At 57.3% G+C, this 12,375-nt stretch carries 11 protein-coding genes; 8 read left to right on the top strand and 3 right to left on the bottom strand.

All coding sequences use genetic code 11. The features are described from left to right. Positions 1-15: 15 nt before the first annotated feature. From ACJ8HT_RS13170 to ACJ8HT_RS13180, 3 genes are read right to left on the bottom strand one after another with little or no spacing between them, the layout of a single operon-like run. Positions 16-783: a molybdopterin-dependent oxidoreductase gene (locus ACJ8HT_RS13170; RefSeq protein WP_197652148.1), complete on the bottom strand. Its 768-nt coding sequence runs from the start codon at positions 781-783 to the stop codon at positions 16-18. Beyond that, entirely contained in the window at positions 776-1,381 is a 606-nt protein-coding gene (locus ACJ8HT_RS13175; protein ID WP_063988827.1) for a cytochrome b/b6 domain-containing protein, read from the bottom strand. Before ACJ8HT_RS13175 ends, ACJ8HT_RS13170 begins: the two co-directional genes overlap by 8 nt. A 12-nt stretch (positions 1,382-1,393) precedes the next feature. Continuing rightward, the gene (locus ACJ8HT_RS13180; protein ID WP_049272456.1) at positions 1,394-2,020 is read right to left on the bottom strand and encodes a hypothetical protein; all 627 of its coding nucleotides are present in this window, start codon (positions 2,018-2,020) and stop codon (positions 1,394-1,396) included. Between the two features lie 140 nt (positions 2,021-2,160). Between ACJ8HT_RS13180 and ACJ8HT_RS13185 the strand changes: the two genes are divergently transcribed. The 8 genes from ACJ8HT_RS13185 (at position 2,161) to ecpD (ending at position 12,368) form a co-directional block, all read left to right on the top strand. Further along, positions 2,161-2,832: a heavy metal response regulator transcription factor gene (locus ACJ8HT_RS13185; RefSeq protein ID WP_033650568.1), complete on the top strand. Its 672-nt coding sequence runs from the start codon at positions 2,161-2,163 to the stop codon at positions 2,830-2,832. Then, the gene (locus ACJ8HT_RS13190; protein ID WP_070914009.1) at positions 2,829-4,250 is read left to right on the top strand and encodes a heavy metal sensor histidine kinase; all 1,422 of its coding nucleotides are present in this window, start codon (positions 2,829-2,831) and stop codon (positions 4,248-4,250) included. Before ACJ8HT_RS13185 ends, ACJ8HT_RS13190 begins: the two co-directional genes overlap by 4 nt. A gap of 528 nt (positions 4,251-4,778) precedes the next feature. Then, complete coding sequence (locus ACJ8HT_RS13195; RefSeq protein WP_194572301.1) at positions 4,779-5,618, top strand: winged helix-turn-helix domain-containing protein; 840 nt, start codon at positions 4,779-4,781, stop codon at positions 5,616-5,618. Positions 5,619-5,783: 165 nt separating this feature from the next. After that, a complete protein-coding gene (locus ACJ8HT_RS13200) occupies positions 5,784-6,413 on the top strand; it encodes a helix-turn-helix transcriptional regulator (protein ID WP_197652147.1) in 630 nt (209 codons plus the stop codon). Positions 6,414-6,840: 427 nt separating this feature from the next. After that, entirely contained in the window at positions 6,841-7,428 is a 588-nt protein-coding gene (gene ecpA / locus ACJ8HT_RS13205; protein ID WP_004939148.1) for a common pilus major fimbrillin subunit EcpA, read from the top strand. Between the two features lie 77 nt (positions 7,429-7,505). Beyond that, a complete protein-coding gene (locus ACJ8HT_RS13210) occupies positions 7,506-8,174 on the top strand; it encodes a hypothetical protein (RefSeq protein WP_038880871.1) in 669 nt (222 codons plus the stop codon). A 17-nt stretch (positions 8,175-8,191) separates the two neighbouring features. Next, positions 8,192-10,744 (top strand): CS1-pili formation C-terminal domain-containing protein, encoded by a 2,553-nt coding sequence (locus tag ACJ8HT_RS13215; RefSeq protein WP_208523622.1) that lies wholly within the window; start codon positions 8,192-8,194, stop codon positions 10,742-10,744. Further along, entirely contained in the window at positions 10,734-12,368 is a 1,635-nt protein-coding gene (gene ecpD / locus ACJ8HT_RS13220; RefSeq protein ID WP_102984058.1) for a fimbrial adhesin EcpD, read from the top strand. The genes ACJ8HT_RS13215 and ecpD overlap by 11 nt, the downstream gene beginning before the upstream one ends. The last annotated feature ends 7 nt before the right edge of the window (positions 12,369-12,375 follow it).

The following is a 12,375-nucleotide window of genomic DNA, read 5'->3' on the forward strand; positions in this document are numbered from 1 at the left end:
CAGCGTCGCGCAAAACTAAATGCCGCTGAACCAGTTGTAGCCCTGATCTTCCCAATACCCCCCCGGATTGACGTCGCTGACGAAGATCGCGGCGATATGTTTGGCGTTTTTGAACCCCAACTTGGTTGGCACCCGTAGCCGCAGCGGGTAGCCATAGTCCGCCGGCAGCGCCTTGCCGCCGAAATCCAGCGCCAGGATGGTCTGCGGGTGCAGCGCGGTGGCCATGTCGAGGCTGGAGTAGTAGCGATCGGCGCATTTGAAGCCGACGTAACCGGCATTCAGATCCGCCCCGACATGCTGCAGAAAGGTGCGCAGTGGCACGCCGCCCCATTGGCCGATGGCGCTCCAGCCCTCAATGCAGATCAGACGCGTGATCTGGCTTTGCTGCGGCAGCCGCTGCAGCTGTTCCAGCGTCCAGGGCGCTTTTTTCTCCACTTTCCCGGCGACCTCAAGCCGGTAGCCGGTGAGATCGATCTCGGGGACGTTGTATTCCGGGTAAAACGCGTTGAAAGGGAAAGGGTGGGTAATCTGATCGGGCCGGTAAGTTTGCGCCAGCCGCTGGCCGCTGAACAACCAGGCCTGCACCCGGTCGTTCCAGCGTGACATGGCCCACAGCACCTTATCTACCCGATCGCCGTCTTGCAGATTGCAACCGGTGAGCATGGCGATGCCGCCCAGCGTCAGGCCGGAACGCAGCATCAGGCGGCGCTGCAGATTGACCAACTGCTTTTTTTGGTCCGGTTCCAGTTTTGGCGCGGTTGCCCGCGACTTTTTCTCATTCATGTTTGCCACCCGTTATCATCGCCCACAGCGTTTTGGGCACGACGATCACCATAAAGACGTGGATCGCCACGAACAGGCCGATACCGGCCATGGCGAAGAAATGCACGTAGCGCGCGAAATCGAAGCCGCCAAACAGGGCGACCAATCCCTGCAGCTGAACCGGCTTCCAAATAGCCAGCCCGGACAGCACCAGCAATAGGCCAAGCGCCAGTACGCCGAGGTACATCAGCTTTTGAATGGCGTTGTAGTGGCCATGCCGGTGGCGCAGGCGCAGCGTCAACGCCAGCCAGATATCCTGCCGCAGCGCGCCAACGCGCAGCGGCAACAGATCGCGGCGAAAATGGCCGCTGAACAGGCTCCACAGCAGATAGCAGACGGCGTTGAGCGCCAATAGCCACATCACCGCCAAATGCCAACCAATCGCGCCGCCCAGCCAACCGCCCAGCGTCATCTGCGGCGGAAAGCGGAAATCGAACAGCGGCGAGGCGTTATAGATCTCCCAACCGCTCATAAACATGCACACCATGGCGAACAGGTTGATCCAATGAGTGATTCGAACCGGCCAGCGATGCACCGGCCGCGACGCGTTGGTTTTCATGGCTTTCTCCGGTTACATCGGCGGCACGGTGCCGTCTTTGCCGGCGGAGATGCGGGTGGCGATGCGCTCGCCCTTATCGTTGACGGCGGAGAACAGCACGATGTGTACGCCCGGCTTCAGCAGGCTCAAATCGCCCGGATCCAGCGTCACGATCGGCACGTCTTCCGGCACGATGACGGTTTTCTGCTGGTTGCCGTAGGTGACGGTCAGGGTGCGACCGTTGGATTTCACCAGTTTGCCGACGGTGCCGTTGGTCATGGTGTCCACTTTGCCGTCGGCGGATTCCCAGGCCGAGTGCCCTTCGCCGGTGCCGCGCAGGCTGGCGGCGAATACGTGCACCTCCAGCGCTTTGAGCGTGCCGTCCGGCTGCGGCACGGCGGCGGTGCCGATAAAGCTGTCCGGTTTGATGTCGTCCAGCGTGGCTTTGGACACGCTGAGCACTTTGGTCTGATCGTTCAGCTTGACGCTGAGTGTCTCGCCTTTGCGATCGGTCAGCTGCAGATTGCCGTCGGCCACCTGGCTGATGGTGCCGCGCAGCGGCGCGATGACTTTGCCCGGCGTTTGGGCGGCGGCGGCCAGGCCGCTGGACAGCAGCAAGGTGGATAACAGTAAACCGGCTATACGATGACGAGTAATCATAACGTTCTCCTGAAATGAGTTTGCCAGTTAAGCATGGTTGAGCCATTGGGTCAGCGCCATGGCCGTTTGATGACATTAATGTCATCAAGTTTGTCCGCCGAAGCTGCTAGTATTTTTGCAGACGTAACGAGGTGGCGAGCATGCGAATACTGGTAGTTGAAGACGATATCGGCACAGGGGATTACCTGAAGAAAGGGCTGGGGGAAGCGGGGTACGGCGTCGATTTGGCGCGCAACGGCACCGACGGGCTGTTTCGCGCGTTGGAGCAGGATTACGATGCGATCGTGCTCGATGTGATGCTGCCGGGGCTGGATGGCTGGCAGATTATCGAGGTGCTGCGCAAGAAAAGCGACGTGCCAATTCTGTTTCTCACCGCCCGCGACGGCGTGCAGGATCGCATCCACGGCCTGGAGCTGGGCGCGGACGATTATCTGATTAAACCGTTTTCGTTTACCGAACTGGTGCTGCGTTTACGCACCTTGCTGCGCCGCGGGCCGGCGCGCGAAGCCGATCATTACGCCATCGCCGATCTGCAGCTGGACGTGTTGCGCCGCCGGGCGGTGCGCCAGGATCAGGTGATCCCGTTGACCAACAAGGAGTTCATGCTGCTGCATCTGCTGGTGCGGCGCGAGGGCGAAGTGCTGTCGCGCACGCAAATAGCCTCTCAGGTGTGGGACATGAATTTTGACAGCGACACCAATGTGGTTGACGTGGCCATCAAACGCCTGCGCGCCAAAATAGACCGGCCGTTCGACGTCAAGCTGATCCACAGCGTGCGCGGTATCGGCTATGTTTGCGAGCCACGCTCGTGAGCGGGCGCACGTCACGTCGGCCGGTATCGCTGACGCTGCGCACCGCCACGCTGTTCGCGCTGGTGGCCGCGTTGGTGGTGAGCGGGACGGGCGGGTATCTGTATAGCGCCATGCGCCAGGAAATGACGCTGCGCAGCGATCTGCAGGTGACCGGGCGCGTAGAGTATTTCCGCCATCTGCTGGGGCAGCGCTTTCCTTTGGCTCGCCTGACCGCCAATAACGGCCTGTTTGAAAACATGCTGGGCAATGAACAGGACGTGCTGATTTTCCAAATCCCGGGACAAAAACCGCTCATCAACGTGAACCCGGCCGGGGTGGCATTGCCGCCGATCGTGCCGACGCCGGCCGGTCAGGCGCAGACGTTGGCCGCCGTGCGCAGCGGGGAAACGGCGCAGGGGGTGCCGCTGCGCGCGGCTTCCGCGATGGTGCGCCTGGAAGACGGCAGCCTGTTGCAGATCTCCGCCGCGCACGTGATGGTCAACGAACAGAAGATGCTGGCGCGCTACCTGTGGCGCATCGTCGCGGCGGTGGCGGTGGCTTTCCTGCTGATTGCGCTCCTGGGGTATGGGGTCATGCGCCGAGGATTGAAGCCGTTATGGCGCATGGCGGCGCAGGCGGCGCAGATTGCACCCAATACGCTGTCGACACGCCTCAGCGAGCAGGGGGCGCCGAAGGAGTTGCAGCAACTGACCCGTTCGTTCAATGCGATGCTCGATCGGTTGAATGAAGGCTATCAGCGGCTGACGCAGTTTTCCGCCGATCTGGCCCATGAGATCCGCACCCCGGTAGGGGCGTTGATGGGCCAGTGCCAGGTGGCGCTTTACCAGCCCCGCAGCGTGGAGGAGTACGAAACCCTGCTGTCGAACAATATGGATGAGCTGGAGCGCATTTCCCGCATGGTGGAAAATATCCTGTTTCTGGCGCGCGCCGGCGAGGCGCAGTCTGCGCTGAACTACAGTCGGCTGGATGTGGCGCTGGAGCTGCGGCGGGTGGCGGATTACTTCGAGGGGCTGGCGGAAGAACGCGGCATCGCGCTGAGCTGCGCAGGTGAGGGAACGCTGAAGGCGGACGCGATGCTGTTCCAGCGCGCGTTGAGCAACCTGGTGGCTAACGCGGTACGTTATGCCGACGAGAACAGCCGGATCGTCCTGCGGGCTGAACGGCGCGCCGATGCCTGGTGGGTACAGGTTATCAATCAGGGGCCGCCGATCGCGCCGGCACAGCTGGAAAAGCTGTTCGATCGCTTCTATCGCGCCGATCCCGCGCGCAGCGCCGGCAATCATGCCAGTGGGCTGGGGCTGTCTATCGTGCGCGCCATCATGACGCTGCACGGCGGTGAAGTTCGCGCGCAGTGTTCCGATGGCCGGGGTTCTGCTTGCTTGACCTTTAGCCTGATATTCCCTTCATCAGTTCAATGAGCTACCGCGAATATTTTCGCCTGTTGCGGAAAACGCGACAGGCGTCATTCGTAAGTTTTTCCTTTCATTATTGTTTCCCAGCGCCTTGGCTGAACCTAAAATTTAACATTTGCGACGCGGCAAACGCGTTAATTCATCGGGCTAATGCGGATGGACTGCGGTTTGTGATTACGCTCAACATTCACGTGTTATTATTTTTTTATTAAAATTTAGTTCTGCGGTCTTTTTTTGAGATGATTTTCCTTAAAATTGATAATTTGCGACACAAAAAACTAACTTTGTGGTTTTTGTCGCGTCAATATATCAATGAATGTGGTGATTGGTTAACCTTTGGTTATGGTTTGCAAGAAAAATCCTATATAAACGATGGTGAGGTGACAAAGCGTATTTCGTGGCGTTAATTGCGTGGTTTTTCTTGCCTGTGCTTGGGTATTTTCGCGAATTACCTGATTAAATATTTATTTAATATTTCATTAACATTTGACGCCAAACTATAAATGATCGCTATAGTGAAAACATGTGAATAAAATGAAATATAGATTTAATGACCATATTCTCTTTGACGCAGACACCAGAACCCTTAGCCCAACAGATTTTTCTGACGATCCCATATCCATATCCAGTCCTTCCAAACGGTTGTTGCTGTTGTTGATTGCCCACCATGGCGAGGCCGTAGGGCGTGAGCTGATATTCAAGAAGGTCTGGGACGATTACGGCATGGTGTCCAGCAATAATAATCTTAATCAGTGTGTCAGCAAATTGCGTCGTGTGATTAAAAACCTTGGCGTCGAGGATGAGGTCATTGTTACGGTTCCTAAAGTGGGTTTTATGTTGCGTGATGAGATTACCATCGAGTCTTATGAGGACGCGGAAGATATTCACGACGCGGAGCCTGCCGCGGCTGTGCCGGGATCTGCGCCCGCAGCGGCGGTCAATCCGGCGTCCGACACCGTCATCGGCGGGGCCTCTTCTCATCTTGGTTATTCCCGCCGTGGGTGGCTGATGTTCAGTGCGATGGTTCTGGGGGGGATCCTCATGGCTATTGCTGTCACGGCCTATTTCAGCGGCTCGGGGGCCCGGCAGGAGAGCTACCTGGGAAAGTCGGGCAACTGTAAGGTTTTCATGTCGTTGCCTGATGCCTCGGCGACGGTCAACGCCAGCCTGAATCGGGACATTCTGGCTTACGCCGCGCACCAAACGGGAGAATGCAGCGGCGATGAGTTTTTGCTGGTGGTGCGCAGCAATCAGGTCAGGGCTTACATTTCCGGCATTTCCCGCTTATTCCTGCTGCGCTGCAAGATCTTGCGCGAACATAAAATGGAGATCTGTTCAGGATTGGAAAGCGACAATGCTGAGTTTATTAATTGACCATTGATCGCCGCTGCCCAACGCGATTGAAGGGCGGTGGATATGACAAAAATATTACAGTGTTGAAATAGAACGTTCGACTTTCATTTGGCGGGTTGCCGTGTGGCGCTTACGAGAGGTATTTCCCTTTCTCTACCGCTTTCTACCTCATTATGGTGATTATGTATGGTTAAAGCCGATTTCGGTGATGCGCTGCTATTTTTTGAACCCAGCTATTTAGTGAGAAGAGGAATGGAAGCATTTCTCGTTACCCAATCAAGTGACAGCTATTTTATCGACACCTTGAGGGAGCTGGAGGGGGTATTGAAAGAGGGAAAGCCTCGCGCGCTTATTATGGAGTTATATCATCAGAGAGAATATTTGTATGATGTATTACGATTCGTTCTGACGGCAAAAAATGTTTGGCCGGAAATTCCCTTGGTGATTTTCACCGCGGTAGAACACCCCGGTATATTAGCGTTGTTGGCGGCGGATGCGCGCATAGCGATAGTGGCAAAGGAGGAGCCATTGCATTGCCTGAATGACGCCATTGCGGCTGCGGGTGAGTTCTCCAGCTATCGTTCCCCGCATATTCGCGCCCGGCTGGTGCATTCGGCAGCCGCATTATCTGACAGTGAATGGCGAGTTTTGGCCATGATGGTTGCCGGTGCATCTCCAGGCAGCATCGCCAATGTGACCCGGCGAAGTTACAAAACCATAAGCTCCCATAAACTGAATATTATGCGAAAACTGGGCCTCAATCAGGCCGGCTTTATGCGGCTTATTCTTTCCCTGAGAACCCGATACCCTTCCTGACACAGGGCGAGAAGCCCCCTTTTTCTCTACAGCGGCCGATCTGGATTGGCTGCTGCCCCCTGCGTAAATCCAATCAATCTTTTCCCTCACCGAACAACGCCGGCGCTGAAATTTTGCACGGCCATGGGAAGGGCGAACAGAGCGTATTTGTGGTTAAACAATACCCGGCTTGCAGGGGTTAAACCACAATGTGATTGTGCTTTCATCAAAGGCTTAACCCGCTTTTTAATGTGATTGATGGGGGTTAAAATATTAATTGCGGGATTTAAATCTAAATATTTGAACTTTAATAGTTAATGATTCTTTTTTGATCGACCAGGGATATTCTTGTGGCGTCAAGCAGACTGGCTAAACGCAGTGATGCAAACGGCTGGCTGAGAATGGACGAAAGAAAGAAAACATATTCAACATTGAAGGGAGTTACACCATGAAGAAAATGACACTGGCTCTGGCGATCGTTTCCGCCTTTGCAGCGGTCAGCACTGCTCAAGCCGCCGACGTTACCGCTCAGGCGCTGGCAACCTGGTCTGCGACCGCCAAGAAAGACACCACCAGCAAACTGGTTGTGACGCCGATTGGCAGCCTGGCCTTCAACTATGCAGAAGGCATTAAGGGTTTCAACAGCCAGAAAGGCCTGTTTGACGTCACCGTGGAAGGCGATACCACGGCCACCGCTTTCAAACTGACCTCAAAACTGGTCTCCAATACGCTGACTCAGCTGGATACTTCCGGTTCTACGCTGGAAGTCGGGGTGAACTATAACGGTGCGGTGGTCGGGAAAACGGCTGAAACCACCATGATCGACACCACCGCCGGCATTTTGGGCGGCAATCTGAGCGCCCTGTCCAACGCCTACAACCAGGCCGGCCGCACCAGCGCGCAGGATCAGTTCACCTTCAGCATCATCGGCGCGACGTCAAACGGCACTACCGCCGTCACGGATTTCAGCACGCTGCCGGAAGGTATCTGGAGCGGCGACGTCAGCGTCGAATTCAACGCGACCTGGACTTCCTAATCCCCCGAACGATCTGCATCTGGCAGGGGGGAGACCTCCTGCTATTTATCGCTCATCAACGCCAGTGGAATACCGCAATGACACGCTTTTCTCTCGCCGTCACCCTGATGTTAATGCTGCTGCGGCCGGCTTTGGCGCTCGATGTGGGTGAGATCAGCGCCTTCATGCCTGGCGACAGCGCGCGCCTGAGCAAGGAAATCAAAAACACCACCGACAGCGGCCGGCTGGTGACCATCAAGATCGAACGCATTTCCAGTCCCCTGGCCTCCGGTACGGTGATCCCGATGAGCAGTCGGGATGAAATGCTGCTGTCGCCCGCCAGCCTGATCTTGCCGGCCAACGCCAGCGATGTGATCCGCTTTTACTACAAGGGGCCGAATGATGCCCAGGAGCGTTACTACCGCATCGTTTGGTTCGATCAGGCGTTGAGCGAGGCGGGGCAAAATTCGGCTCGGCGTAATGCCGTGGCCACCACGTCGGCGCGCATCGGCACCATTTTGGTGGTGGCGCCTCGGCAGGATCGCTTCGCCTATCAGTTCGCCAACGGACGGATCAAAAACACCGGCAACGCCACGTTCAAAGTGGTGGCCTACGGCAATTGCAGGAACAAGCAAGACGGCAGCGACTGCAAGGAAAACTATTTCGTGATGCCGGGGAAGGATCGCGCCTTCAGCAAGGTTGACGTCAACGATAAAAAAGGACGCGTCGCGCTGTGGCACGGCGAACAGTTTATCCCGGTGAAGTAATGCGCGCGTTATCCACGATGGATGCAAAACAATCACGCAAGGAGTGGCATGTGAACGCTGTGCTGTTGAGAACGCTTTTGGCTGCCGGTGCGCTGGCGCTCCCGACGCTGTTGCCTGGCCGGATGGCGATGGCGGCCGGTTTGACGCAGATTAACGGCGTGCTGATCCCGCACACTTTCAGCCTGGCGTTGCGCGAGGGGATGAGTATTCCGCTGTTGTTGCATTATGAAAAGAGCGATGGCGTCAAAGACGACAGCCGCATCGGCCATGCCTTTCTCTACCTGGATCAAGACAGGCTAAAGATTCGTCGGGTGACGCTGGAGGATAACGACGACGGCGCCCGGCTGACGGCGGCGATTGCCGGCCAGCTGCAGGCTTTGCAGGATGCGCCATTCGATCGGCAGCAGCATATTCGGATCGCGGACGACGCCTGGCTGGCGCTGGATTTCCGGCAGCTCAACCTGCAGCTGGTGGTGAAGGAATCCGCGTTGGGGACGGTGCTGCGCGCCCGCTCCAGCGACATCGGCGCGTCCAGCGTGGATGCCGTAAGCAGCACGCTGGATTATAACCTCGGGGTCTACGATAACCGGGCCCGCGCCAGCGAAGGCAATACCTCCAGTTATTTATCGCTCAACAGCGTCACGGCGTTGCGTGAACACCACGTGGAGTTGAACGGTTCCATCTACGGTATCGGCAGCGGCGATGAAAACGCCACGCTGTACAAAGCGATGTACGAGCGTGATTTCGCCGGCCGCCGTTTCGCCGCCGGCATGCTGGACAGCTGGAATCTGCAGTCGCTGGGGCCGGTCACGACCATCAACTCGAGCAAGATTTATGGCCTGTCCTACGGCAACCGCGCCAACTCGACGGTATTCGATAATTCCCAATCGCTGACGCCGATCGTGGTTTTTTTCCCCTCGGCCGGCGAGGTGCATCTGTCGCGCGACGGGCGGCTGCTCAGCGTACAAAACTTCACGATGGGCAACCATGAAGTGGACACCGGCAGTTTGCCTTACGGTATCTATGACGTAGAGGTGGAGGTCGTGGTCAACGGCAAAGTGGTCGATAAACGCATGCAGCGAGTGAATAAATTGTTCAGCCCTAATCGCGGTGCGAATGCGCCGCTGGCCTGGCAATTCTGGGGCGGGATGCTGCGCATGGACGACTGGCGCGGCGAACGGGAACGCCACCGCCCGGCAAAGGACTCTTATTTGCTTGGCGCTTCGGCTACCGGCAATCTGCAAACGCTTAATTGGGCGCTGTCGGGGTATTCGTTTGACGGCAACGCCGTCGGCGAGAGCCGCGTCAGCCTGCCGGTGACCGAGTCGATTCAGATCAACCTGCAAAACATGGCGGCCTCCGATCGCTCCTGGAGCCTGGTCAACAGCGTCAGCGCCGCGTTGCCCGGCGGCTTCAGCAGCGTATGGATCAATCAGGAGAAAACGCAGATTGGCGATCGTCTGTTGCAAAATGACGCCTATAACCGCGCCGTTGGCGGCAGCCTTAATCTGGGGGCGCTGTGGTCTCCGCTGGGCACCCTGAGCGCCAGCTACAACGACGATAAGAAGAACGACAGTCACTATTACAACGCCGACTATTACCAGAACATCTTTACCGGCCGCTTCGGCACGCTGGGCGTCCGGGCGGGCGTGCAACGCTACAACAACGGCAGCAGCAACGCCAATACCGGCAAGTACATCGCGCTCGATTTTTCATTGCCGATGGGCAACTGGCTCAGCGCCGGCGTTTCCAATCAAAACGGTTACACCACCGCCAACCTGGCGGCGCGCAAGGACATCAAGGACGGGCCGATCCGCACCCTGGGCGCCAACCTGTCGCGAGCTATTTCCGGTGATACCCGCGGCGACAACCGCTTCAACGGTGGTGGCTATGCGCGCTTCGACACCAAGTATTCGGCCGGCACGCTCAACGTCAGCAGCTCCGCCGACGGCTACGTTAACAGCAGCTTGACCGCGAGCGGCAGCATGGGTTGGCAAGGGCGTGATATTGCCATCAGCGGCCGCAACGAAGGCAACGCTGGGATTATCTTCAATACCGGCATTGAAAACGACGGCCTGCTGACCGCACGGGTTGACGGCCGGATGGTGAAGCTGAGCGGCAATAAGAATTACCTGCCTTTGTCGCCTTACGGTCAGTACGACGTTGAGCTGATGAACAACAAAAACTCGGCTGAGAGCTTCGACATCGTCACCAAGCGCAAGAGCAAGCTTACCCTGTATCCGGGCAACGTGGCGGTGATCTCGCCGGAGATAAAACAGATGGTGACGGTGTTTGGCCGCATCAAAGCGGAGGACGGCACGCTGCTGGCCAACGCCTATATCAAGAACCATATCGGCCGCACCCGCACCGATGAGAAAGGCGAATTTATCATGGACGTCGACAAGAAATTCCCGGTTATCGATTTTACCCACGGCGGCAATCAGACATGCGAAGTGGATTTGGATCTCAGCAAGGCGCAAGGCGCCGTGTGGGTCGGCGACGTGATTTGCACCGGGCTGAAAACCTATGCGGGCAATATGTCATCCGGGGAGTCTGACCATGAGAGCTAACGTTGCGCTGTTGTTGTTGGCGCTGGTCGCCCCCGCGCTGCAGGCGGCGGTCAGCCAGACCAACTGGCCGGATGCGGCGGTCATGAAATTTGTCTTCGTGGAGAACAACGCCGACGACAACTTTTTCGTCACGCCGGCCGGCGGGCTGGATCCGCGCATGACCGGCGCCAATAAGTGGACCGGGCTGAAATACGGCGGTTCCGGCACTGTCTATCAGCAAAGCCTGGGGTACGTAGATAATGGTTACAACACGGGGCTGAATGCCAACTGGCGCTATGACATGTGGCTGGAAAATGCGCCGATAAAGAACCCGTTCCTCGGCTTGCGCTGCATCAACTGGTATGCCGGTTGCAATATGGATACCAGCTTGATTCTGCCGCAGACCACCGACGAAAAGGGATTTTACGGCGCCGTGGTCACGCCCGGCGGCGCAAAATGGATGCACGGCATGATGTCGCCGAGCTTCTATCAATATCTGAAGCAGATGGCGGCGGGCGAAGCTTTCAGCATGCAGATCAACGGCTGCCAAACGTCGGTGGCTTACGACGCCGCGGCCGGCGGCCGCTGTCGGGATCAGGCCAGCGGCAGCTGGTACAAGCGCACCGTCACGCACAGCAAGGCGGCCCACCTGCGCTTTATCAATACCAACGCCGTATCGGAGGTGTTCGTCAACAGCGATGGGGTGCCGATCATCGGCGAGGGCAATGCCGATTGCAAGAACCAGACCATCGGCGCTCGCTCAGGCATCATGTGCAAGATGGTCAGCTACGATTTGCAGACCGACGGCAGCGTGAGCAATACCTCGATTCATATTTTCCCGGCGATTAACCATGCGGCGCTGTCCTCAGCGGTGAACGCCGCCGATCTGCAGTTCAGTCTGAACGGCAACACCTGGAAAAACACGTCGGGCACCGGCAGCTACTATACGTTTAACGAGCTGAAGAGCAGCAACGCCGTCTATGTGTTCTTCTCCAGTAACTTCTTCAAACAGATGGTCGCGCTGGGGATTTCCGACAGCGGCACCCGCGATCTGATCAATTTCCGTTTTCAGAACACCACCTCGCCGGAGTCGGGATGGTATGAGTTTTCCACTTCAAACCAGCTGATTATCAAGCCGCGCGATTTCAGCATCAGCATTATTTCCGATGATTACGACAACAGCCCACACCGTGAAGGCTATGTCGGCCCGGCGGAGCCGGCGCTGGAGTTCGGCTACTTCGTGACCACCAGCGGCAAAACCGCCGCCGATCAGGTGAGGGTGATGGCGACCGGGCCGACTCAGGCGATCAATGGGGTGAACTATTGCCTCTTTTCTTCTGCGGATAACACTACCCAGGTGCCGTTCCCCGCCACCCTCGGCATCACCACCAGCACCAACGGTCAGCAGAGCTTCGCCGCCGGCTGCGATGGCCAGTGGCACGACATGACCAATGCGCTCTGGAGCAGCACGCCGTGGAATGATATCTCCGGTGAAGTGGGGGTGCTGAACAAGACCCACGTGACCTTTAGCATTCCGATGAACAATCCGATCTCGCTGAGAACCGTCGACGGCAACGGTTGGTATGGCGACGTCAGCGCCGCCGGTGAAATTCATGTCGAAGCCACCTGGCGCAACATCAATTGAGGGCAGG

This window comes from Serratia sp. CY44782 (genome assembly GCF_052168715.1).
GTDB classification, from domain to species: Bacteria; Pseudomonadota; Gammaproteobacteria; order Enterobacterales; family Enterobacteriaceae; genus Serratia; species Serratia nevei.

Excerpts from the sequence above, each read along its gene's own strand:
- ACJ8HT_RS13170 (WP_197652148.1), bottom strand. The coding sequence starts at position 783 with ATGAATGAGAAAAAGTCGCGGGCAACCGCGCCAAAACTGGAACCGGAC.
- ACJ8HT_RS13175 (WP_063988827.1), bottom strand. The coding sequence starts at position 1,381 with ATGAAAACCAACGCGTCGCGGCCGGTGCATCGCTGGCCGGTTCGAATC.
- ACJ8HT_RS13180 (WP_049272456.1), bottom strand. The coding sequence starts at position 2,020 with ATGATTACTCGTCATCGTATAGCCGGTTTACTGTTATCCACCTTGCTG.
- ACJ8HT_RS13185 (WP_033650568.1), top strand. The coding sequence starts at position 2,161 with ATGCGAATACTGGTAGTTGAAGACGATATCGGCACAGGGGATTACCTG.
- ACJ8HT_RS13195 (WP_194572301.1), top strand. The coding sequence starts at position 4,779 with ATGAAATATAGATTTAATGACCATATTCTCTTTGACGCAGACACCAGA.
- ACJ8HT_RS13200 (WP_197652147.1), top strand. The coding sequence starts at position 5,784 with ATGGTTAAAGCCGATTTCGGTGATGCGCTGCTATTTTTTGAACCCAGC.
- ecpA (WP_004939148.1), top strand. The coding sequence starts at position 6,841 with ATGAAGAAAATGACACTGGCTCTGGCGATCGTTTCCGCCTTTGCAGCG.
- ACJ8HT_RS13210 (WP_038880871.1), top strand. The coding sequence starts at position 7,506 with ATGACACGCTTTTCTCTCGCCGTCACCCTGATGTTAATGCTGCTGCGG.
- ACJ8HT_RS13215 (WP_208523622.1), top strand. The coding sequence starts at position 8,192 with ATGGATGCAAAACAATCACGCAAGGAGTGGCATGTGAACGCTGTGCTG.
- ecpD (WP_102984058.1), top strand. The coding sequence starts at position 10,734 with ATGAGAGCTAACGTTGCGCTGTTGTTGTTGGCGCTGGTCGCCCCCGCG.